20 protein-coding genes and 2 tRNA genes are annotated in these 22,428 nt (G+C 69.0%); 10 read left to right on the top strand and 12 right to left on the bottom strand.

What is annotated here, in order from left to right; translation table 11 throughout:
- Positions 1-74 precede the first annotated feature (74 nt).
- The gene (locus tag BLR46_RS07515; protein WP_093250549.1) at positions 75-512 is read right to left on the bottom strand and encodes a thioesterase family protein; all 438 of its coding nucleotides are present in this window, start codon (positions 510-512) and stop codon (positions 75-77) included.
- Positions 513-566: 54 nt separating this feature from the next.
- On the opposite strand from BLR46_RS07515, the gene BLR46_RS07520 reads away from it, so the two are divergent.
- Together BLR46_RS07520 and BLR46_RS07525 are read left to right on the top strand one after the other, a co-directional pair.
- Positions 567-989: a DUF1304 family protein gene (locus BLR46_RS07520; RefSeq protein ID WP_093250551.1), complete on the top strand. Its 423-nt coding sequence runs from the start codon at positions 567-569 to the stop codon at positions 987-989.
- Positions 965-1,525: a dihydrofolate reductase family protein gene (locus tag BLR46_RS07525; protein ID WP_218118379.1), complete on the top strand. Its 561-nt coding sequence runs from the start codon at positions 965-967 to the stop codon at positions 1,523-1,525. The genes BLR46_RS07520 and BLR46_RS07525 overlap by 25 nt, the downstream gene beginning before the upstream one ends.
- Before the next feature lie 16 nt (positions 1,526-1,541).
- Here BLR46_RS07525 and BLR46_RS07530 read toward each other — a convergent pair whose 3' ends face one another.
- The 3 genes from BLR46_RS07530 to BLR46_RS07540 form a co-directional block, all read right to left on the bottom strand.
- Positions 1,542-6,332: an NAD-glutamate dehydrogenase gene (locus tag BLR46_RS07530; RefSeq protein ID WP_093250553.1), complete on the bottom strand. Its 4,791-nt coding sequence runs from the start codon at positions 6,330-6,332 to the stop codon at positions 1,542-1,544.
- 51 nt (positions 6,333-6,383) lie between these two features.
- On the bottom strand, positions 6,384-7,622 hold the full coding sequence (locus tag BLR46_RS07535) for an MFS transporter (protein WP_093250556.1): 1,239 nt from the start codon (positions 7,620-7,622) through the stop codon (positions 6,384-6,386).
- Between the two features lie 36 nt (positions 7,623-7,658).
- A tRNA-Gln gene (locus BLR46_RS07540) sits at positions 7,659-7,740 on the bottom strand.
- Positions 7,741-7,871: 131 nt separating this feature from the next.
- On the opposite strand from BLR46_RS07540, the gene BLR46_RS07545 reads away from it, so the two are divergent.
- Positions 7,872-8,438: a DNA-3-methyladenine glycosylase I gene (locus BLR46_RS07545; protein WP_093250558.1), complete on the top strand. Its 567-nt coding sequence runs from the start codon at positions 7,872-7,874 to the stop codon at positions 8,436-8,438.
- 36 nt (positions 8,439-8,474) lie between these two features.
- Positions 8,475-9,158: a TetR/AcrR family transcriptional regulator gene (locus tag BLR46_RS07550; RefSeq protein ID WP_218118380.1), complete on the top strand. Its 684-nt coding sequence runs from the start codon at positions 8,475-8,477 to the stop codon at positions 9,156-9,158.
- On the opposite strand, the gene BLR46_RS07555 is transcribed toward BLR46_RS07550, so the two are convergent.
- Genes BLR46_RS07555 through rsmI form a run of 4 tightly spaced genes read right to left on the bottom strand, consistent with a single transcriptional unit; the run spans position 9,155 to position 12,631 of the window.
- Positions 9,155-10,051, bottom strand: coding sequence for a 4-(cytidine 5'-diphospho)-2-C-methyl-D-erythritol kinase (locus BLR46_RS07555; protein WP_093250563.1), 897 nt, complete (start codon positions 10,049-10,051; stop codon positions 9,155-9,157). The two genes, BLR46_RS07550 and BLR46_RS07555, sit on opposite strands and share 4 nt — an antisense overlap.
- Positions 10,052-10,090: 39 nt before the next feature.
- Positions 10,091-10,936 (bottom strand): 16S rRNA (adenine(1518)-N(6)/adenine(1519)-N(6))-dimethyltransferase RsmA, encoded by an 846-nt coding sequence (gene rsmA, locus BLR46_RS07560; protein WP_093250565.1) that lies wholly within the window; start codon positions 10,934-10,936, stop codon positions 10,091-10,093.
- The gene (locus tag BLR46_RS07565) at positions 10,929-11,792 is read right to left on the bottom strand and encodes a TatD family hydrolase (protein WP_093250568.1); all 864 of its coding nucleotides are present in this window, start codon (positions 11,790-11,792) and stop codon (positions 10,929-10,931) included. Before BLR46_RS07565 ends, rsmA begins: the two co-directional genes overlap by 8 nt.
- Positions 11,789-12,631, bottom strand: coding sequence for a 16S rRNA (cytidine(1402)-2'-O)-methyltransferase (gene rsmI / locus BLR46_RS07570; RefSeq protein ID WP_093250570.1), 843 nt, complete (start codon positions 12,629-12,631; stop codon positions 11,789-11,791). Before rsmI ends, BLR46_RS07565 begins: the two co-directional genes overlap by 4 nt.
- A gap of 63 nt (positions 12,632-12,694) precedes the next feature.
- Here rsmI and BLR46_RS07575 point away from each other — a divergent pair, with 63 nt between their 5' ends.
- On the top strand, positions 12,695-14,242 hold the full coding sequence (locus tag BLR46_RS07575; protein ID WP_093250573.1) for a dolichyl-phosphate-mannose--protein mannosyltransferase: 1,548 nt from the start codon (positions 12,695-12,697) through the stop codon (positions 14,240-14,242).
- Positions 14,243-14,245: 3 nt separating this feature from the next.
- On the opposite strand, the gene BLR46_RS07580 is transcribed toward BLR46_RS07575, so the two are convergent.
- Positions 14,246-15,325: an FAD-dependent oxidoreductase gene (locus BLR46_RS07580; protein WP_093250575.1), complete on the bottom strand. Its 1,080-nt coding sequence runs from the start codon at positions 15,323-15,325 to the stop codon at positions 14,246-14,248.
- Positions 15,326-15,385: 60 nt separating this feature from the next.
- Between BLR46_RS07580 and BLR46_RS07585 the strand changes: the two genes are divergently transcribed.
- The 3 genes from BLR46_RS07585 (at position 15,386) to BLR46_RS07595 (ending at position 17,444) form a co-directional block, all read left to right on the top strand.
- A complete protein-coding gene (locus tag BLR46_RS07585; protein ID WP_218118381.1) occupies positions 15,386-15,871 on the top strand; it encodes a flavin reductase family protein in 486 nt (161 codons plus the stop codon).
- A 57-nt stretch (positions 15,872-15,928) separates the two neighbouring features.
- The gene (locus BLR46_RS07590; protein ID WP_425441385.1) at positions 15,929-17,320 is read left to right on the top strand and encodes an L-serine ammonia-lyase; all 1,392 of its coding nucleotides are present in this window, start codon (positions 15,929-15,931) and stop codon (positions 17,318-17,320) included.
- Positions 17,321-17,371: 51 nt separating this feature from the next.
- Positions 17,372-17,444: transfer RNA gene (locus BLR46_RS07595), tRNA-Ala, on the top strand.
- Here the strand turns inward: BLR46_RS07595 and BLR46_RS07600 are convergent.
- Genes BLR46_RS07600 through BLR46_RS07605 form a run of 3 tightly spaced genes read right to left on the bottom strand, consistent with a single transcriptional unit; the run spans position 17,436 to position 20,119 of the window.
- Positions 17,436-18,461, bottom strand: a complete 1,026-nt coding sequence (locus BLR46_RS07600; protein ID WP_245701581.1) for a helix-turn-helix transcriptional regulator — start codon at positions 18,459-18,461, stop codon at positions 17,436-17,438. The two genes, BLR46_RS07595 and BLR46_RS07600, sit on opposite strands and share 9 nt — an antisense overlap.
- Positions 18,462-18,491: 30 nt before the next feature.
- The gene (locus BLR46_RS14860) at positions 18,492-18,836 is read right to left on the bottom strand and encodes a hypothetical protein (protein WP_143008243.1); all 345 of its coding nucleotides are present in this window, start codon (positions 18,834-18,836) and stop codon (positions 18,492-18,494) included.
- Positions 18,833-20,119, bottom strand: coding sequence for an amidohydrolase family protein (locus BLR46_RS07605; RefSeq protein ID WP_093250579.1), 1,287 nt, complete (start codon positions 20,117-20,119; stop codon positions 18,833-18,835). Before BLR46_RS07605 ends, BLR46_RS14860 begins: the two co-directional genes overlap by 4 nt.
- Before the next feature lie 51 nt (positions 20,120-20,170).
- On the opposite strand from BLR46_RS07605, the gene BLR46_RS07610 reads away from it, so the two are divergent.
- A complete protein-coding gene (locus BLR46_RS07610; RefSeq protein WP_093250582.1) occupies positions 20,171-20,932 on the top strand; it encodes a MerR family transcriptional regulator in 762 nt (253 codons plus the stop codon).
- 185 nt (positions 20,933-21,117) lie between these two features.
- Positions 21,118-22,428: a MobF family relaxase gene (gene mobF, locus BLR46_RS07615; protein ID WP_245701592.1), complete on the top strand. Its 1,311-nt coding sequence runs from the start codon at positions 21,118-21,120 to the stop codon at positions 22,426-22,428.

The raw sequence follows: 22,428 nt of genomic DNA on the forward strand, positions 1-22,428 counted from the left end.
CCCCAGACCGTATTGACCAGACATGATCGTTCGGCCTACGGAAGGTGTCGAGGAGGTAAACGTTTCCTGTCCCGCTAGTCGGCGTGCACCTCCACCCCCACGGCCTCCGCCTTCTTCCGCAGGCCGCCGTGGAAGCGTTCCTTGTCGATCACCGCGCGCTCGTGCCGGCCGGTGGTGATCACGTCGCGCTCGTCGCGGGCGACGAACTCGAACTCCACCGTCCGGCCGTCCACCTTGGTGCAGGTGGTCTCGACGGTGACTGTCTGGCCGGGCAGCGTGGCGGCGGTGTGCGAGGCGTCGATGTGGGTGCCGACGGAGACCTGCCCGTGCTCGAGGTGGTGGGTCTCGTCGAGGTGCTCCATGCACGCCCACTCGATCAGCGCCACCATGTAGCCGGTGGCGAACACGTTGGGCACGGTCTGGAACTGCGGCGACTCCGGGAGCAGCCGCGGCACCGTGCGCTCGACGGGCACCTGGTACGTCATCGTGGACTTGGATCCGACTTCGATCATGGGACCAGTCAAGCAGGTCTTGTGCACCGCGCGGGACGGACGGACACTACTCGTATGACCCGCCTAGCGCAGATCTTGGCCGGGCTCGAGGCACTGACGCTCGTGGTCGTGGGCGTCCTCGAGACCTTCTTCTTCCGCGCCGCGGCGCTGCACCCGATCTTCCTGATCGAGCCCGACGAGCACGAGGCGGTCGACCTCTGGACGACGAACGTCGGCGTCTACAACATGCTCATGGGGTTGGCCGTCATCGCCGGACTGGTGCTCGTGCGGCGCGGACGTGTCGACACCGGCCGGACCCTGGTCCTGACGATCTCTGCCATGCACGTGGTGCTGGGCATCTCGCTGTTCATCACCGAGCCGCGACTGTGGCTCTCGGCCGTCGGCGAGTTCGGTCTGGCGCTCGCCGTCGTCCTGGCGATCACGCTCCCGGGCCGGAGCGGGAAGGAGTCACCGTGGGCACGCTCTCGTACGGCATGACGGCGTCGCTGGACGGCTTCGTCAACAGCGCGGACGGCACCTTCGACTGGGGCACCCCCGACGAGGAGGTGCACGACTTCATCCTCGAGCAGCAGCAGCGCATCGGCACCTACCTGATCGGGCGGCGGATGTTCGAGACGATGCGGGTGTGGGACGAGGACGACTTCGTGGCCGGGATGGAGGAGCCGTACGTGCAGTTCACGCCCATCTGGCGGGCCGCCGACAAGATCGTGTTCTCCTCGTCGCTGGAGGACCCCGGCATCCCCCGCACGCGGGTGGAACGGTCGTTGGACATCGATGCGATCCGACGCCTGAAGTCGTCGAGCGCCAAGGACCTGGAGGTGGCCGGCCCGACGCTGGGCGCCGCCTTCCTGCGGGCCGGCATCGTCGACGAGCTGTGCCTCTACATCGCGCCCGTGGTCGTCGGCGGAGGCACGCGGCTGTTCCAGGAGGGCCTGAGCCTCAACCTGACCCTGCTCGAGGAGCGACGCTTCGGCTCCGGCACCGTCTTCCTGCGCTACGGCGTGCTCTCCTGACGGAGCGCGGAGCAGGTCACGTGTCCTCGCGCAGCCGCTCCAACTCCTGCAGCAGCACCCACGAGTGGCTCAGCCCCACGCTCGGTTCGCTCCTCAGCTCGTCCACCAGCGCACGGATCTCGCCCAGCGTGCCGTCGTGCCGCTGCGCCCACCGGTCCACCTTCTCGGAGGAGGACTCGTCGCCGCCTGCCGCCAAGGCGTCCGCAGTGAGCGCGATCGCAAGCTCGTAGAGGTCGTGGCGCACGGAGGACTTCGCGACGGCGTCCCAGCGACTCTCGTTGGGCACGGCGTCGAGAAGCCCGAGGAGCTCGTCCATCCGGATCACCTCGGACAGCTGGTGGTGCGCCCGCGCCACCTCCACCACGTCGGCGTCGAACCCGGCGGCCAACTCCACGATCGCCAGGCGGGACGACGAGTCGGCGAGCGTCCCCGACTGCTCCGCCAGCTCCCGGGGCGCCCCCTGTCGTTCGCGCTCCTCGACGTGCTCGAGGAACCGCCGGCGACCCTCGTCGCTGAACTGGGCCGACGGGTCCGCCAGCAGCCGCGCGACGGGCTCGCGGTAGCGGTCGAGTTCATCCGCGATCGCCCCGAGCGGCGGCTCGCGACGCAGCAGGTGCCAGACGGCCCGCTCGAGCAGCTGGCGGAACTCGATGAACAGTTCCGACTGCAGCGCGGCGTCCACCCTCCCGTCGAGCTCCTCCACCGCGCGGACGTAGGACTTCTGGTCGAACACCTCACGGGCCACGACGTAGGCCCGCGCCACGTCGGCCATCGAAGCGCCGGTCTCCTCCATGGCCCGGTGGGCGAAGCTGATCCCGCCCCTGTTGACCAGCGAGTTCGCGATCCGGGTGGCGATGATCTCCCGGCGCAACGGGTGCCGGGCGATCGCGTCGGCGAACTCGTGCAGCGGTGCGGGGAAGTATTCGACGAGTTCGCGCTCGAACCATGGGTCGTCGGGCACGTCGGAGGCGAGCAGCGCCTCCTTCATCGCGAGCTTCGCGTACGCGATGAGCACCGCGAACTCGGGCGACGTGAGTCCGTGGCCGTCCTTGGCGCGCTGGCCCAACTGGGCATGGGTGGGCAGCGACTCGAGGCTCCGCTCCAACGCGCCCCGCTTCTCGAGCCAGTCCATCAGCCGCCCGTGTGCGCGGACCATCGCCGGGCCGAGGTGCCGCGCGTTGGCGAGCAGGATGTTCTGCTCGTAGTTGGTCCGCAGCACCCGCCGGGCCACCTCGTCGGTCATGGACGCGAGGAGGTCGTTGCGCTGCCGACCGGTCAGCCGTCCCTCCGCGACCACCTTGTCGAGAAGGATCTTGATGTTGACCTCGTGGTCCGACGAGTCGACGCCGGCCGAGTTGTCGATCGCGTCGGTGTTGATGTGGACCCCGTGCTGCGCGGCCTCCACCCGCCCGCGCTGGCTCGCGCCGAGGTTGCCGCCCTCGGCGAAGACGCGGCACCGCAACTCGTCGCCGTTGATCCGCACGCCGTTGTTGGCACGGTCGCCGATCTCCGCGTCCTGTTCGGTGGAGGCCTTCACGTACGTGCCGATGCCGCCGTTCCACAGCAGGTCCACGTCGGCGCGGAGGACCGCGCGAACCAGTTCGGCCGGGGTGACCTCGTCGGCCTCCCCGAGTGGCAGCACGGCGCGCATCTCGGCGGTGACCGCCACCGCCTTGGCGTCGCGCGGGAACACACCGCCGCCGGGGCTGATCAGCTCAGCCGAGTAGTCGGCCCACGAGGAGGTCGGAAGGTGGAACAGCCTTCGCCGCTCCTCGTAGGAGGTCGCGGCATCCGGATTCGGGTCGACGAAGACGTGGCGGTGGTCGAACGCGGCGACGAGGCGGATGTGCTTGCTCTGCAGCATGCCGTTGCCGAACACGTCGCCGCTCATGTCGCCGATGCCCACGACGGTGATGTCCTCGTGGTCCGGATCCACGCCGAGCTCGAGGAAGTGGCGCCTCACCGACTCCCACGCCCCGCGGGCGGTGATGCCCATCTCCTTGTGGTCGTAGCCGGTGGCGCCGCCGGAGGCGAAGGCGTCGCCCAGCCAGTACCCGTGGGCGAGCGAGACCTCGTTGGCCACGTCGGAGAACGACGCGGTGCCCTTGTCCGCGGCGACGACGAGGTAGGTGTCGTCGGCGTCGTGGCGCACCACGTCCCGCGGCGGCACCACCTCGCCGCCGACGAGGTTGTCCGTCACCGACAGCAGCGCCGCGACGAACCGGCGGTACGCGTCCTCGCCCCGCGCCAACCAGGCGCGACGATCACGCTGCGGATCGGGCAGGCGCTTCGGGAAGAAGCATCCCTTGGCGCCGGTGGGCACGATGACCGCGTTCTTCACCATCTGCGCCTTGACGAGGCCGAGCACCTCGGTGCGGAAGTCGTCGGGGCGGTCCGACCAGCGCAGTCCGCCGCGGGCCACGCGCCCGAAGCGGAAATGCACGCCCTCGAGCTGCGTGCCGTACACCCACACCTCGAACCGTGGCCGCGGCGGGGCGAGATGGGGCACCTTCCCCGGCTCGAGCTTGAAGGCGATCGTCTCCGGGGGCACGGTGTCCCCGTCGGGCCCCGGCTGGTAGAAGCTGGTGCGCACGCCCGCGCGGATCACGTGGACGAGGGCACGGATGACGCGGTCGTGGTCGAGACTCGGCACGGCCTCGAGCCCGGCATCGACGAGGTCCGCCGCCCGCTGCGTGAGCTCCTCCCTGCCGCCGTCGACGTCCGGACGGAAGCGCGCCTCGAACACCGCCACCACGTCGTCGGCGATCGCGGCGTTGTGGGTGAGTGCGTCCATCAGCGTGGTCTTCGAGTAGTGCGTCGTCTGCCGCAGGTAGGCCGTGAGCATCCGGAGCACGACGACCTGCTGCCAGGACAGCCCCACCGTGCCCACCAACTGGTTCAGCCGGTCGCTCTCCGCCCGGCCCTGCCACACCGCGTGCAGCGCATCGACGAACCGGCCGTCGGTCCCGCCGCAACGGTCCCAGTAGTCCTCGGACTCGGCGCTCACCCCGAAGTCGAGGATGTAGCCCGTCGGCCCGTCGGCGGCGCGGACCGTGTAGGGGCGCTCGTCGCTGACCCGGAGCCCGAAGTCGAGGAGCACCGGCAGGACCTCGGTGAGCGCCAGTTCACGGCCGCAGTACAGCCGGAGCCGCCGTTCCCCGTCGGGCGCGCCCTGCTCCTGGTAGAGGCTGGCCATGATGCCCCCGAGCGGGACCGCCTGCAGGAAGCGGATGTCGACGGCGGCGGCGCGCGGGCGGTGCGTCGCCTTGTACGCCTCGTCGAGGCCCGGCCCCCAGCGTTCGACGAGGCGGGACCCCTCCACATCCCCGAACTCGGCTTCCATGGCCTGCGCCCACTCGCCCTCCCACGTGCGGACCGCGTCCCGCAGCCACTCCTCCAGTTCGTCGAGGTTGACGGGGGCGTTGGCCAGTGCCGCGTCGCGCCGGACCACGTAGTAGACCATGGCGGGCATCGCGTCACTGACCCGCGTGGAGTACTCGACACCCGAGCCCTGCAGCGCACGCATCAGGATCTCCTGGACCCGGACCCGGACCGCCGTGTTGTACCGCTCACGGGGCATCAGGACGGTGCAGGACAGGAAGCGCCCGTAGTCGTCGGCGCGGGCGAACAGCTGCGTCTGGCCCCGGAACCTGACCGCCACGATGTTCCTGGCTACGTCCGCGAGGAAGTCGGCGTCGGCCTGGAAGACCTCGTCGCGTGGGTACGACTCCAGCACACTCCGCACGTCGCGGCCGGAGTGCGTGTCGGCGGGGTAGCCGCTGATCTCCAACACGCGGGCCAACTTGGTCCGGACCACCGGGATGTCGCTGAGCGGCGCGTGCATGGCGAGCGACGTGAACAGCCCGAGGAACCGGTGCTCCCCGTTGACCACGCCGTCGGGCCCGAAGGTCTTGATGCCGACGTAGTCCATGTAGGACGCGCGGTGGACGGTGGAGCGGGTGTTGGCCTTGGAGACGATCAACACTCGGGGCTCGCGGGCCTTCTCGGCGATCACGCCCGTGAGCCGGCGGCTCGGAGTGCCGCCCTCCTTGCGCAGCAGCCCCAACCCGGTGCCGGGCATCTGCTCGAGCAAGCCGCCGGTCGGGGCGTCGGTGAACGAGTACTGCCGGTAGCCCAGGAAGAGGAAGTGGTCGTCGACGAGCCACTCCAGCAGGTCGGCCGCTTCCTCGCGTTCCCCGGCCGGCACGGCGTCCGGCCCCTCCCGCAGGGCGGCGGCGATGGCGGCGGCCCGGTCGGTCATCGACTTCCAGTCCGTCACCGCGGCGGCGACGTCCGCGAGCACCCGCTCGATCCGGGCGACGAGGCGGGCGATCGCCTCCGGGTCGGTCAGTCGCTCCACCTCGACGTGCACCCACGACTCCGGGATGCCGTCAGGGTCAGGCCCCACGAGGGTGCCGTCCTCGTCCCTGGCCACCCTCGGCTGCGGGTGGACCAGGAGCCGGATCTCCAGGCCCTGCTGCCCCAGCTCGGCCATGAGCGAGTCGACGATGAACGGCCGGTCGTCGCAGACCACCTGCACCACCGTGCCGCCGGTGGACCAGCCGTGGGCCTCCACCGTCGGCGTGAAGGAGCGGACCAGCACCTCGCCCCGCTGCCGCCTCCGGGCGAGCGACCAGTGGCTCAGCACGACGCCGCGCAGGTCCTCGGGCTGACGTTCGACGAGGTCGTCGGTCAGCACGTCGCGGTAGTAGAGCGCGAGGAACTCGGCGCTGACCGCTGCTGAAGGCCCGAGGCCATCGGCAGTCTCGGCGAGTAGGGCGTGTCGGTGTTCTTCAAGGACGCTCATCGTCGGCCATCCCTTGTGCTCGGACGTCAGTGGGCTTCGGTGCCCATCCGGTCAGCCTAGTCGGGAACGGTCCCGCCGGGCGCGAGTCGCGATCGCCAGCAGCACGAGGAGCACCGCCGCGGCCAGCAGGTTGATCCCGACGAAGCCGTAGAGCGCCAGGACGGTGCCGGTGGCCGCGGTCACCGCGGCCGCGCCGAAGTTCATCAGCGCGTCCACCGTGCCCTGGAAGGGAACGCGCGCCGTGGGCTCCACGGCACCGACGACGATGGCTGAGCCGGCGATCAAGGTGCAGGACCAGGCGACGCCGAGGAGGAAGAGCGTCGGGATCAGTCGCACGAGGCTGGACTCCCCCAGCGCGTCGAGGATCCCGACGAGGAACGTCACCAGGAAGAGCACCATGCCGAGGTACACCACCTTCGTGGGGCCGAACCGGTCGGACAGCCAGCCCACCACCGGCGACAGCCCGTACATGCCGAGGATGTGGCCGGAGATCACGACGCCGACGACGGTGAGCGACATGTCCTGGTGGTGCATGTGCAGGGGCGTCATCACCATAACGGCCACCATCATGATCTGGCCCGCCACGACGGCGGTCATGCCGAAGAACGCCGTGGGCCTCGCCCACGCCATCCGGAGGCACTCGAGCATCGACAGGTCCTCGCCGCTGCCACTGGTCTCGGCGAGCGGCCGCTGTGGCTCCCGCATCGTGGCGGTCACCAGCGTCGCGAGGGCGAACGACACCAAGGAGAAGAGGTAGGGTCCGACGAGTCCGTTCATCCCCAGCACGCGGCCCAGCGCCGCGCCGGGCGCGGTGAGCTGCGGCCCGGCGACGGAACCCACTGTGGTGGCCCAGATGACGATGGACATGGCCCGCGCGCGCTGGTCGACGGGTGCGAGATCCGTCGCGGCATAACGAGACTGAAGCCCCGCAGCCGTGGCGGAGCCGAACAGCGTCAGCCCCAGGAAGAGCACGACGAGCACGTCCAGCTGCGCGCCGAGAAGGATCAGGAGCGCGCCGACCGCGCCGAGTCCGAACCCGAGCGCGAGTGCCGTCCGACGGCCTCGCCGGCTCGCCAGCTTCGAGAGGGGGAAGCCGACCAGGCCGGCTCCGAGGATCGTCGCCGTCTGCGCGAACCCGGCCAGCGCCGTGCTGCCGGAGATGTCCTCGACGAGGATGGCGCCGACCGCCACGCCCGAGGCGATACCGACACCCGACAGGAGTTGGGCAGTGGCCAGCCGCCAGTGGTTGGGGCCGAACGCGGGGTCGACCGGTTCGTGGTGGTGCGTCACGTCAGTGCCAGAGCTTCCTGTTGTCGGTCCGGCCGATGGCACCCCGGGCAGGAGTCGAACCTGCTTCGCTAATCCTGATTCAAAGTCAGGCGGGCCCTACCGAAAGACCAACCGGGGTTCAGCCCCGAGGGGCTCGCCCAAGTCTAGGACACCGGTTCCCGTCCGGCCACTTGGACACGGTTCTCCACAGACCGCGCGAACGCTGGAACGACGACGGGCGATGCGACCATCATGGGGCGAGGAGGTCACATGGGAGACGACAAGAAGCGCTGCTTCGGCAACGGTGACGAGCTGTACGAGCGGTACCACGACGAGGAGTGGGGCAAGCCACTTGAGGGAAGTGACGACGAGCGGGAGCTGTTCGAGCGGCTGGCGCTGGAGGGGTTCCAGTCGGGGCTCAGCTGGCTGACCGTGCTGCGGAAGCGGCCGGCGTTCCGGGAGGCGTTCGACGACTTCGCGCCTGAGCTGGTCGCGGCCTACGGCGACGAGGACGTCGAGCGGCTGATGAACGACGCGGGCATCATCCGCAACCGGCTCAAGATCGACGCCACGATCCACAACGCCAGGGCGCTCGTCGCCCTCCACGATGAGGGGCTCAAGCTGGCGGAGATCATCGAGGAGCACCGCCCGGCGTCACACGTCCGCCCGTCCTCGGTGGACGGCCCGAACGGGTTCACGCCCGAGTCCGCGGCGCTGGCCAAACGACTGAAGAAGCTGGGGTTCAAGTTCGTCGGGCCCACGACGATGTACGCCCTGATGCAGGCCGTGGGCATCGTCGACGACCACGCGGAGGACTGCTGGATCCTGACCCGTTGAGTGCGGATGACGGCGGGATGCGCGAGACTAGCCCGCATGGCAACTGCAACCCCCGGACCCAGGGCGCGACGCACGCGCGTGCGGATGACGGCCGCCGAGCGCCGCGAACAGCTGATCGCGGTCGCCCGCGAGCTGTTCTCCGCCAAGGGCTTCGAGGGCACGTCGGTGGAGGAGATCGCGGCGCAGGCCGGCGTCTCGAAGCCGGTCGTCTACGAGCACTTCGGCGGCAAGGAGGGTGCCTACGCGGTCGTCGTCGACCGAGAGACCCGCGCCCTGCACGACGCGATCCGCGGTGCCCTGACCACGCCCAACGCCCGCTCCCGGGAACTGCTGGAGCGCGGCGCCATGGCCCTGCTCGACTACATCGACACCTGCCCCGACGGGTTCCGCATCCTCTCCCGCGACTCGTCGGCCACCGGACCGACCGGGTCGTTCGCGTCGATCCTCTCCGACATCGCCGTGCAGGTGGAGGACATCCTCGGGGTGCAGTTCAAGCGCCTGGGCCACGATCCCAAGTTCGCCGGCCTCTACGCCCAAGCGCTCGTGGGACTCGTCGCACAGACGGGCCAGCAGTGGCTCGAACGTCGCGAACCATCCAAGGAGGTCGTCGCCCGCCACCTGATCAACCTCGCGTGGAACGGCATGGCCAACCTCAACCCCGACCCCTACCTGCTCATCGAGCGGATCGACGAGCGCGAGAAGCGGCGCCCCAAGGGCTAATCGACGACGTGGGCACCCGCCACCGGCCCGGTGGCGACACGAACGGCGCGCACGCCGGAGAACACCGCCAGGGCTTGGCCGACCTCCTCCGCGGCGTCCCTCGAGTCCGTGAGGAACGCGCACGTCGGCCCGGACCCGCTGATGACCGCCCCCAGTGCCCCCGCGTCGCGGCCGAGCTGGAGCGTGTGCTGGAGCGTCGGCTGCAGGCTGATGGCGGCATCCTCGAGGTCGTTGATGAGGTTCGCGCCGACGACGGCGAGGTCCCCGTCGGCCAGCGCGGCGACGAGCGGTGCCGGCAGCTCCGTCGGGCGAGGGTCGTAGAGCCGGTCGAACTCCCGGAACACCGCCGGTGTCGAGAGCCCGCCGTGGGACAGGGCGAACACCCAGTGGTACTCCCCCGCCGCGGGCAGCGGTTCCAGCACGTCACCGCGGCCGGTGCCGTGCACGGTGCCTCCGTATAGGAGGAACGGCACGTCGGCGCCCAACTGGGCGGCCAACTCGGACAACTCCTCGACGCTCGCCCCCACGCCCCACAGCTCGCTGCACGCCAGCAGCGTGCCGGCCGCGTCGGCCGAGCCGCCTGCCATGCCGCCGGCCACCGGGATCCGCTTCCGGATGGTGAGCGCGCACCCGGCGTCCTCGACGCCGAACCGGGCGGCCACCAGCTTGGCGGCCCGCATCGCGAGGTTGGTGTCGTCGACGGGCAGGAACGCCGCCCCCTCGCCCTGGAACGCGAGCCGAAATTCGCCCTCGGGGCGCACCTCGGCGGCGATCTCGTCGTACAGGGAAACCGCTTGAAAGATGGTGCCGAGCTCGTGATAGCCGGCTTCGTCGGTGCCGCCGACGCGAAGTGCGAGATTGACCTTCCCCGGCACCTTGACTCGCACTGTCATGGCACAAACCTAGCCACTTTGGCGCGCAGCAGCCACCGATCAGCCGAGCTGCGCCGCCACTGCCGCGAACTGCGCCACAGAGAGCGTTTCCCCGCGCGCCTCGGGCGACACCCCCGCCGCCTCGAGCGCCGCGCTCGCCGCCGACGACGACCCGAACAGCTTCGCGAGCGCGGACCTGAGCATCTTCCGGCGCTGCGCGAACGCCGCATCGATGACCGCGAACGTCTTCACACGATCCCCCTGGGGCGGTTCCCGCCGTGTGATGCGGACGAGCCCGGAGTCGACGTTCGGCACCGGCCAGAACACCGCCGGCCCCACGGTGCCGACGCGCACCGCCTCCGCGTACCACGCCATCTTCGCCGACGGGACCCCGTAGATCTTCGAGCCCGGCGCGGCGACGAGCCGGTCGGCCACCTCCAACTGCACCATGACGAGGCCGCGGTCCCACTCGTCGAACAGCTCGAGCAGGCGCAGCAGCACCGGGACGGACACGTTGTACGGCAGGTTGGCCACCACCGCGGTGGGCGGGCGGCCGGGCAGCGACGTCACGTCGAGCGCATCCGCGTGGACCACCTGCAGACGGGCGGCCACCTCGTCGCCCATCCGCTCCCGCGTGGTCCGTTCCAGCCGCTCCGCGAGCCGGTCCTCGATCTCGATCGCCGTCACGCCGGCGCCCGTCTCGAGCAGCCCCAGGGTCAGCGAACCGAGCCCCGGGCCGATCTCCAGCACCTGGTCGTCGGCGGTCACGCCCGAGAGCGCCACGATCCGCCGCACCGTGTTGGGGTCGTGGACGAAGTTCTGGCCGCGCTGCTTGGTGGGGCGCAGGTCGAGCTCGGCCGCCAAGCGGCGGATCGACGCGGGATCCAGCAGACCGAGCTCAGGCATCGTCGCCCCAGCGGCCGCCGAACGCGGCGAACGTGTTGGCCGTGACGAGGTCGCAGAACTCGGCGAGTTCCACGTCGAGGAGGTCCGCGAGGAACCGGACGGTATGCGGGAGAAGGTACGGAGCGTTGTGCTTGCCGCGCTCGGGGGCCGGGGTGAGGAACGGCGCGTCGGTCTCGACGAGCACCCTCTCCAGCGGCGTGGCGCGCGCCGCCTCCCGCAGCGCCTCCGCGTTCCCGAAGGTCACCACGCCGGGGTACGACAGCCAGAAGCCGCGCTCGGTGCAGGCGCGGGCGAAGTCGGCGTCGCCGGAGAAGCAGTGCATGACCACGCGCTCGGGGGCGCCCTCGTCGTCGAGCACCCGCAGGATGTCGTCGTGGGCGTCGCGGTCGTGGACGACGAGAGTCTTGCCGTGCTCCTTCGCCCAGCCGATGTGCCGCCGGAACGACCGCTCCTGCGCCAGCTTCCCGTCCGCGTCGCGGGTGCGGTAGTAGTCGAGGCCCGTCTCCCCCACCGCCCGGGCCTCCGGCACCATCGACTCGATCTCGGCCAGCGTCGCCTCGAACGGCTCGTCGCCGTCGCGGGTGGCGATCGTGGCGGCGTCGTTCGGGTGCAGCGCCACGGCCGCGACCACCTGCGGGAACTCGTCGGCCAGCGCGAGCGCGTGCCGGGAGGAGGCGACGTCGTAGCCGACGTCCACCACGTGCGTCACCCCGACGCTCGCGGCGAGCTCGAGCGAGTCCGCCGGCCGCAGCTTCGAGTAATTCGTCGTGGTCAGCGTGTGGGTGTGGTTGTCGACGATGCCGCGCGGCAACGCCTCGGGCAGCCCCGGCAGGCCCAACTCGTCGATGATCGTCATCCGCGTCCCTCCTTGTCCGCCACCGCGGCGGCGTACAGCTCCTTGCGACGGGCGCCCGTGAGCGCCGCGACCTCCGCCACCGCCGCCGACAGCTTCATGCCGTCCGCGATCCGGGCGCGCACCAGCCCGAGCGCCTCGTCGGGCGACAGGTCCTCCAGCTTCGCGCCGTCGACGACGACCGTCACCTCCCCGCGCACCCCGGCCGCGGCCCAGCCGCGCGCCTCGGCGAGGGTGCCGCGGAACACCTCTTCGTGGGGCTTGGTCAATTCGCGGCACACCGCAACACGTCGGCCCTCCCCGAGCGCGCCCGTGGCGTCGGCGAGGAACTCCTCCAGGCGGTGGGGGGCCTCGAAGAACACCATCGTGCGTTCCTCGGTGGCGAGCGCGTCGAGGCGGCGGCGCCGCTCGCCCCCCTTGCGCGGCAGGAACCCCTCGAAGCAGAACCGGTCGACCGGGAGCCCGGAGACGGCGAGCGCGGTGAGCACGGCGGAGGGGCCCGGCAGCGCGGTCACCCGCAGCCCGGCCTCCAAGAACGCCGTCACCACCCGGTAGCCGGGGTCGGACACCGACGGCATGCCCGCGTCGGTGACGAGCGCGACGGTCTGCCCGGCCTGGGCGGCGGCGACCAGCTCGGGCGTGCGCTCGGCCTCGTTGCCCTCGAAGTAGCTCACGATCCTGCCGCGCGCGGTCACGTCGAGGCGGCGCAGCAGCGTGACGGCCTTGCGGGTGTCCTCGGCGGCGACGATGTCCGCGTCGGCGAGGAGGGTGCGCAGGGACTCGCTCGCGTCGCGGCTCGACCCGATGGGGGTGGCCGCGAGAATCAGCACTCCCTCGCTCATGGGCTTCACCTTACTGCCGAGTTCCGGGGCGGGCCGTGCGCCGATGACTAGACTGCCCCCGTGATGACGACCATCGCGGCCCTCGAGGACGGCCGCCTCCGTGACCGCTGGACGGCCTGGATCGTGACGATCGGCATCACCGTCTTCGCCTTCTTCCTCCGCGCGGTGAACCTCGCGGTCCCGAACAAGTTCGCCTTCGACGAGACGTACTACGCCAAGGACGCGTGGTCGATCATGCAGCACGGCTACGAGATGGACTGGAAGGAGGGCGCCAACGAGCAGATCGTCGCGGGCAACCTCGACCAGATGAGCGACACCGCCTCGTTCGTCGTCCACCCGCCGCTGGGAAAGATCCTCATCGGCCTCGGCGAGCAGCTGTGGGGGTTCAACTCGATGGGCTGGCGCTTCGCGGCGCTCCTCGCGGGAACCATGCTCGTGTTCTTCACCATCCGGCTCGCGCGGCGGCTGTCCCGGTCGACGCTCGTCGGCGCCCTGGCCGGGGTGCTGTTGACGTTCGACGGCCTCGCGTTCGTCATGAGCCGCCTCGCGCTGCTCGACATCTTCCAGGCGGTGTTCGCCGTCGCGGGCATCGCCGCGCTCGTCGCCGACCGGGACTGGTTCCGCCACAGGCTCGCCGCCCACCTCCGGCGCCACGACCAGCGCGACCTCGCCGGCCGCTTCGGGCCCTTGCTGCTGTGGCGGCCATGGCGGCTCGTCGCCGGCCTGATGCTGGGCGCCTCGTGCGCGGTCAAGTGGAACTCGGTGTTCATCGTCGCGGTGTTCGGCATCGTCACGGTCCTCTGGGACGTCGGCGCGCGACGGCTCGCGGGCGCGCGCGGCTCGTGGCGGTCGCTGCTGGTCGACGCCCCGTTCGCGTTCGTGCAGCTCGTCGTCGTGGGGGCGCTCACCTATCTCGCGTCCTGGATCCCGTGGCTGCGCACCGACGGCGGCTGGGGCCGCGACTTCGGCAGCACGCACCCCGACGACCCGGTGGTGCGGGTCCTCGGCGAGGGCCCCGGGTCGCTGTGGAACTACCACGTGCGGATGTACGGGTTCCACACTGGCGACCACATGATGGGCGAGGCCACGCACACCTACGAGGCGCACCCCGCCGGCTGGCTGTTCATGATCCGCACCACCGGCGTCGCGGCCGAGAACGGCATCGAGCCCGGCCAGCAGGGCTGCGACGCCGTCGGCACCACCTGCCTCCGCGTCGTCTCGGCGATGGGCACCCCGCTGTTGTGGTGGGCTGCCGCCATCGCACTGGTGATCGCGCTGTGGCTGTGGCTCGCGCGACGCGACTGGCGCTTCTCCGTGCCGCTGCTCGCGATCGCCGCCACCTACCTGCCGTGGTTCCGCTACGCCGACCGCCCGCTGTTCTTCTTCTACGCGATCATGATCATCCCGTTCAGCGCCACCGTCCTGGCGATGGTGCTCGTGCGGTTCCTCGGCCCGGCGAACCACCCACAGCGGCGGGTCCGGGCGATCATCGTCGGAATCATCACCGGCCTGGTCGTGCTGAACTTCGCGTTCATCTACCCCGTGCTGACCAACGACCTCATGACGCGCCCCGAGTGGATGATGCGCATGTGGTTGGGGACGTGGATCTAGCCGTCAGCGGCGGTGGCTCAGCACCCACGACCGGATGCCGGCGCGCATCCGGCGATTGAGCGGGAGCGCGAAGCCCTCGTCCCGCTGACCCACCAGCGTCTCCGCCAGCCACAGCCCGGAGGCGGTACCGTTCATCAGCTCGCCGCGGCCGTTGCCGCGCGCGTAGTACCCGCCGGGGATGGCGGAGGCGCCGACGAGCGGCCGCCCGTGGTCGCTCGGGTCGATGGCGAGCTTGCCCGACGCCAGCACCTCGGCCCCCTGTGACTCGAGCTCGGCCGCCAACTCCTCCCGCGCCTCGTCGATCTTCACGAGCGTGGCCTTCTGGCCCACGACGAGGTGGTGGCCGTCGTCGGGCCGGAGCAGCCACGCCTGCCCGTGCGAACGGAGCTCGACGTAGTCGGTGGGCTCGGCGAGCCGCGCGGTCATCGTCGGGATCCACTGGGCGGGGCCGACGCGCACGTGCCGCCCCCAAGGGGTGACCCCGAGCGTGTCGAGGCAGGCGACGGCGGCGACCGCCCCGGGCTCGCGAGCCCAGGCGAGGTTGTTGCGGAACGCGATGCCGGTGGCGCCCTCCTTGCGGCGGACGTGCGTGACGGTCACGCCGTGGACGACGTTCGCCCCCGCCTCCACGGCCTGCGCACGGAGCGCGACGGCGTAGTCCATCGGATCCACGACCAGCGCCCGCGAGGTGAGCGCGTCGGCGGCCACGCCCACCTCGGCGCCGGCCTTCGAGTAGAGGCGAACGAGGTCCTGCAGGTCGCCGGCGGTGGTGTGTCCACGAGACCGGTCCACGAACATCAGCTCGCGGCCGTCGACGTCGCTCTCGTCCAGCACGGACCGGATGAACTCGGTGCCGCGGAGGTTGCGCACGATGTGCTCGACCGCGACTGCCTCCCCGTAGGCGGATCGCATGTTGGAGATGGTCGATGCGTGTCCCGCGGCGGCGACGCCGTGACCGATGGCGGCGCTGCGGTGCTCGAGGTTCGGATCCAGTACGACGACGTCGAACCCTTCCCTGGCCAGCACCCGGGCCGCCGTGAGCCCCGCGACCGTCGCCCCCAGGACCACCACGTCATGGATCATGCTTGAAGTCTAGCCAGCCGCGGATACGATTCGTGGCGTGGGGAGCTTGGAGGAGTGGCTTTGACGGATCTCGCCCAGGAGTTCCGGGATGCGATGGCCCGGGTGCCCGCACCGGTGACGATCATCACCACCACCGACGAGCACGGCAAACCCCACGGCACGACGGTCTCGGCCTTCGCCTCGCTCTCCGTGACGCCCCCCATGGTGGTCTTCGCCCTCGACAACCGCGGCACCATGCGCGACCGGATCGCCCTCGCCGGGCAGGTGGGCATCAACGTGCTGGCCGGCGACCAGGCGGAGATCGCCGTCCGCTTCGCCCGGCCCGGGCTGCGGTTCGACGCGACCGCCTGGCACCTGCACGACGGGGTCCCGCGCATCGACGGCGTGGCCGCGTTCCTGGTCTGCGACCAGGTGGAACTGCTCCCCGGCGGCGACCACACCGTCGTGCTCGGGCGCGTGCTGCACGCGGAGTCCGCCGGCGACGTGTCGCTGTCCTACCACCTGCGCGAGTTCCACGCGGTCCCGCCGGAGGCCCCGGCGCAGTAAAGGTTTGCTCGAATTGCCAGCCGACGTAGGGTTGGGGCCATGAGCATCGCCGCCCAGTTGTGTTCCTCGACCCGCATCGCCGACATGTTCAAGATCGGCATCGGGCCGTCCTCGTCGCACACCGTCGGGCCGATGCGCGCCGCCGCGCTGTTCTCCACCCGCCTCAAGGGGCTCCCTGTCGCGAGGATGACCGCGCGGCTCTGCGGGTCGCTGGGGGCCACCGGCCGCGGCCACATGACGGACCGGGCGGTCATCCTCGGTTTCCAGGGCTACCACCCGCAGACGGTGCCCGCGGAGGTGGTCGCCGACTCGCTGCGGCTCACCGCCGAGCAGGGCCACATCGTCGTGGACGGCCGCGAGGTGCCGTTCGAGATCGACCGCGACGTGGCCTTCGAGCCCCGCACGCTCCTGAAGTTCCACGTCAACGGCATGGTGTTCCAGGCCTTCGACGAGGCAGGTGCCGAGCTCGCGAAGGGCACCTACTACTCCACCGGTGGCGGCTTCGTCAGCGAGGAGGTCGCCGAGGGGCACGTCATCTCGCTCGACGCGCAGCCCGACGACGCGGTGCCCGAGCCGTTCCCGTACAACCACGCCTCCGAACTGCTCGCGATCTGTCAGCGCGAGGGCCTGTCCATCTCCGACGTGGCGCGCGCCAACGACGGCGGCGGCGAGGAGCTCGACGCCTACCTCGACCTCGTGCACCAGACCATGAACGAGTGCATCGACGCGGGCGTCGCCGCCACAGGGGTGCTCCCCGGCGGGCTGAACGTGCCCCGTCGCGCGCGGGCGCTGCGCGAGCAGCTGATGAACCGCGGCGGCGAGGCCGGCCCGAGCTGGCGGTCGCACAACGACCCCATGGCGGGCATCGACTGGGTCAACCTCTACGCGCTCGCCGTGAACGAGGAGAACGCCGCCGGCCAGCGCGTGGTGACCGCTCCGACGAACGGCGCCGCGGGCATCATCCCCGCGGTCATGCGCTACTACGAACGCTTCATCCCGGGCGCGAGCCAGGACGGCGTCCGCCGCTACCTCCTCACCTCCGCGGCGATCGGTGCGGTCATCAAGGCCAACGCGTCCATCGCGGGCGCGGAGGTCGGCTGCCAGGGCGAGGTGGGGTCCGCGAGCTCCATGGCCGCCGCCGGGCTCGCCGAGGCGCTGGGCGGCACACCGCTGCAGGTGGAGAACGCCGCCGAGATCGCCATGGAGCACTCGCTCGGGCTGACGTGCGACCCCGTCGCCGGCCTCGTCCAGATCCCCTGCATCGAACGCAACGCCATCGGCGCCGTCAAGGCGATCAACGCCGCACGCATGGCGCTCTGGGGCGACGGGCGCCACCAGGTCCCGCTCGACACGGCCATCGAAACCATGCGGCAGACCGGTCACGACATGCTGACGAAGTACAAGGAGACCTCCGAGGGCGGGCTGGCGGTCAACGTGATCGAGTGCTGACGCCCCGCTTTGAATCCGTGCGCGAGGCGGTGCTAGAGTAACTCCTTGCCTGGGGCTATGGCGCAGTTGGTAGCGCGTCTCGTTCGCAATGAGAAGGTCAGGGGTTCGAATCCCCTTAGCTCCACAATTTCAGATGTACTAGAACACCTGACATCGGTGGAAGCCGTTGTTGGTGCGAGGGCGGCGAACGGCTCAGCGAGCTTGATCGTCGCCCTTTCGTCTTCGCTGATCTCGATGCCGTTGGTGAGCGCTTGGTTCGCCATGTGACACCGACGTACTCGCGAAAGAGCCGAGTGGCGTGCGAGTGAGAGTGCCAGCCAACCCGCTGCATCGCGGCAGTGACCGTCAAATCGGTCTCCCGCAACAGCTTGGCGAGGTGCTCGGCGCGGATCATCGTCAGGAACGCCAACGGGGTCTTACCGTAAGCCTCCACAAACACACTGGACAGACGCGACGGAGACAGATGAACCTCGTCAGCAAGGTCGTCCAGCGTCCACCGACGTGCAGGCTGCTCCCGCAGCAAGGTGGCAGCCTGCCGGACCTCGACACGCAAGGGTTTGAAGCGACGATCCCTTGGGAGCGTGGGCCGGATATGCGCACGCTGAGAAGGTGAAATACGTGCTGGAGAAACCGTGATGAACGGAGCGATGACATAGGCGATCTGGAACCACAATGCTTGGATGCGGAAGTAATGTCGTACGAAGTCCCCGTCGACGCTAAGCGCAACCAGCTCGTCCAGCCACGGCAGCAGGAGTCCGGCTCGTTTCTCGCCCAACCGTAAGATCTGCGCGGGCTCGGTGTATGCCGCTTCGACGAACTGTTGCGCGTCGAGTCGATCTTCGAGGTAGGCCGCATACTGCCAGCGCACCTGGTCGAGCACGTAGTCCGTTTCCAGATAAATCGTGGTGACGGTGATGTGACCCTCTGGTTCCGAACCTGCCAGCACATTCGCGCCCAGCAGGATCACATCACCGGGCTTCACCGGCTGATGCCCAAACTCCGAGAACACAAATGCAGAACCATCACGGACGACAACAACCTTCACGCAGTCGTAAGCCACTGGCCCCACGGGGCGGTAGATCGAGGACGTTCTGGCTACGAACGGGTGATAGAGAATCGCCATCTCGAAGTCGATTGGCACCGTAGCCGACGACGACTTGACCGGACGGCGCTATGCCATCCGTAGCTCGTCACCGACAGGTACTTGGAGCGTCTTCATCTTCCCGAAGATGTCGGGACGGCCGTAGTCAACGAACCTCAGGGTGACGCTCGTTGGGCTTGCTTCCACTATCTGCACATTGATCAGTTGGCCGTGGTCGTTGTAGGTCCATCGCTCCGCGAGATAGCCGAGTCCATGATTATTGAGGAAGGTCTCTGCCTCGTCACGAGACGTCGCTTCGCCGATGGGGACGCCGAAAGCGGTGCAAGGAACCCATTGTGCAGATGTTGTCTGGGTGACATGCCCGATGAGTTCGCCGTCGGCTCTATGAACAGCTGACGTTGCGCTGGTATTCATGAATCTTCTTTCTGAACGTGAGACAGTTTTGCAGTGACACTGGCAATGACCCGAGCAGTTTGAGCCGCGAGGAAGTTGAGTCCGGCCTCTTCTGACTGTGACCCGACATACCGTTCGATATCGACGTGTCGTCCCGCTCTCCACACTCTTTCGATGGCGGTCGATGAGTCGATGGCGATATCCGGTTTTCCCTGAATCAAGACGAGATCAGCAGTGCTTCCTGGACGCACATGACCCAGGTCGTCCAGTCCGAATACCTTCGCTGTCGCGGACGTTGCGGCCCTAAGCGCCTGGACTGGCGTGAGGCCGGCTTGTGTCAAGTGCCACAGTTCACGGTGGATGCTCGCCCCATGTGTTGTTCCAGGGTTGGGCGCATCGGTGCCAGCAAGGATGGGCACCCCGGCCCGATGAAGCTGTCGAATATTCGAGTATGCATCGAGGAACGACGGCATACCCGGAGGTACCCAACGGTCGCCCTGAGAGCGAATGGTGGCGCTCCACCGGTCTCCCAAGCGTTCGGCGATGCGAGGGTCCTCTAATAGCGGCATCTGGCCACCGGCAACGGGAAAGCCATCAGCGATAGACAAGGTGGAGATCACAGCGACGCCGCGATTCGCCAGGGTGTCGATCTGTTTGGCGTTCATCGGGTCCAGCGGAGCATGAGCAAGGACATCTACACCGGCCTCGGCGACTTCAACGGCATCGACGGAGCGTTGGGCATGCGCCACGACGAGCATCCCTGCTTTATGGGCAGATTCGACTAGAGCCCTCACGCACGTGACAGTCAATGAAGGCATGGCCCACTCGATTGACTGTCCGCCTTCGTAGAAGATCTTCAAGTATCGAGCGCCCTCGTTGAGGCGATCCTGCACAAAACGCTCAGCGTCGCTGGGCTCACGAATCGTCGGGAAGGGTGCGTACATCATCGACGGATGTCCACCCGGCGCGGTGGCACCAATGCTTGAGGTGTAGACACCGGCTATTGGTTGTGGGTGGGACTCGGCGCGCTCTGCTGCCAGCAAATCGGGCTTGCTGAACATGTCCAACATCGTGGTGACGCCGAAACTGAGGGCCTGAACCGAAGCCCCGGGCAGAAGATGCACGTGGGCATCGATGAGTCCAGGCAGCAGTGTCCCTTGTTGTCCGTCGATGATTTCGTCCTCGGGGCGGACCACACTCGGGTCACCGATGGCCACGACTGCCGGACCGTCGATGCGGACGGCCGATGCGTTGACGAGGGCAGCGCCGTCGAAGACGCGCACGTTGGTGATCGAGGTAGCCATACACTCACCGTAAAAGTTGACACAGTGTTAGAGTCAAGTGGAGGAGGAAGCGTGGACGAGTTGTCGATCAGCCAGGTCGCCAAGAGAACGGGTGTGTCTGCTCGTATGCTGCGTCACTACGACGAGATAGGCCTCTTCTCGCCTAGCCGCGTCAGTCCGAACGGCTACCGTTGGTACGCCGTGCAATCGCTGCCGCGCCTCTACCGCATCATGGCGCTCCGGCGGGCAGGGTTGGGACTGGCGGCCATCGCTGACATCGTCTCTGATCAAGCCGCTGAAGTCGGAGCCTTGCGTGAGCATCTGGTGGAGCTCAGAGCTGAGCGTGATCGTTTGACTTCACTCATCGACGCGATAGGAGAGCATGTTGCGCAGCTTGATGAGATGCACTCTGTCGGTTCCGGTGAACGCGATGACCATGTGGAAGAGCGAATCGCTTTCGCGAATCGTTTAAAGGGTCAGTTCGGCTCGAATGTCGGGGGAGAGTTGAGGGTTGACCCACTAGAACTGCTCAGCGAGGCTGATGTTGCCCACATCACGGCTGAGATGAAGCAGCTGATGCAGGGATTGGCAGCCCTGATGGTCGAACGGCACAGGCCTGACTCGCCTCAGGTGCATGACCTTGTAGCGCGGCACTTTGATCTGACAACTCGTTACTGGCCCACCGATCTCGCGACGTACCGGAGCTTGGGCCGTCTCTACGAGACTGATCCACTACAGCGCCAGATCGCTGTTGCTGCTCATCCGGACCTTCCTACCTGGCTCAGCACCGCGATCGAAAGCTATGTCGATGGAACTGCGGCCTCGAAACCCTGAACGGGAAGACGCCGAGGACGATGAGAGGTAGTCGCTGCTTCGAGCAGTTCTCTCACGCGTCGTAGTGCTCGGCCCTCAGCGTATCCCCACATGGTTGGCACCAAGGGTGCTGGCCGGTGCGCTGAGCGCACCTACCCCTGAGACCGCCCGTCCCGTGGCGGTCTCGGGAGGGGCCGGCCGTGGTCATGACGATCCGCGTGATGTCGTCCGGCCGCGGCTACGAATACCTGTTGAAGTCGGTGGCCGCGGGCGACGGCGACCGCAGCCTGGGCACTCCGCTGACCCGCTACTACACCGAGTCCGGCTGCCCGCCCGGGACATGGCTCGGCACCGGCCTCGCCAGCCTCGATACCGGGCAGGGGCCGGCGCTCGCAGACGGCGACATCGTGACCGAGGAGCACCTCGCTCGACTGTTGGGCGAGGGCGTGCATCCGGTGACCGGCGCGAAGCTCGGCTCGGCGTATCCGCGGCTGCAACCCCCACGCGAACGCATTGCAGCCAGGGTTGCACGCCTGGATGAGTCGCTGACCGGGAGGCAACGCGAAGAGGCGATCGAACGCATCCGTGAGGAGGAGGTTGCGAACAAGCCCCGCACTGCGGTTGCTGGCTTCGACCTGACGTTCTCGCCGCCCAAGTCCGTGTCGACGGTGTGGGGCGTCGCCGACGCACCGACGCAGGCGCTGATCGCGCAGGCGCATCACGCGGCGATGCGCGACACCCTCGCACTGTTGGAGGAACGAGTCGCCGCCACCCACGTCGGCCGGGGCGGGGTGGCCCGGATGCCGGTGACCGGGGTGATCGCCACGGCGTTCGATCACTACGACTCCCGCGCCGCCGATCCCCAGCTGCACACCCACGTCGTGGTCTCGAACAAGGTCCAGGGCATCGACGGGCGCTGGCGGACCCTGGACTCGCGGACCCTGCATCGAGCGGTGGTGGCGCTGTCGGCGTCGTACAACGCCTTCCTCACCGACCACACCGCCCGACTCCTCGGGGTCTCGTGGATGCCGGTGGATCGCGGGAAGGACCGCAACACCGGCTGGGAGATCGACGGCATATCGGCCGCACTAATCTCGGAGTTCTCCCGACGCACCACCGGCGGCGTGGGCGTGGAGGGGATCGAGCAGGTCAAGGACCGGCTGATCGCCGAGTACACCGCCGAGCACGGGCATGCGCCATCGGCGCGGATGATTGCGCGGCTGCGGCAGCAGGCGACGTTGGAGACCCGGCCGGAGAAGGAGTTGCACTCGCTGGCCGCCAACAGCGGTTTCGGCACCCCCACGTCGCGCGACGAGGCGGCCCACCTCGTCGCCGGCGGGTTCGCCGAGGCCGTGGGCGTGGGTCGCGCGGCCATCGCGAATCCCGACCTGGCTGTGCGATGGCGTCACGCGCTGCCGGAGAACGAGCCCGACCCGGACACGTTCTACACCGGCGGCCCGCGGGGCTACATCGACTACCCGGCCGCCGACGAGCCAGTCGTCAGGGCCAGCGCCTGA

Origin of the sequence: Tessaracoccus oleiagri (genome assembly GCF_900103275.1) — a bacterium.
GTDB classification, from domain to species: Bacteria; Actinomycetota; Actinomycetes; order Propionibacteriales; family Propionibacteriaceae; genus Arachnia; species Arachnia oleiagri.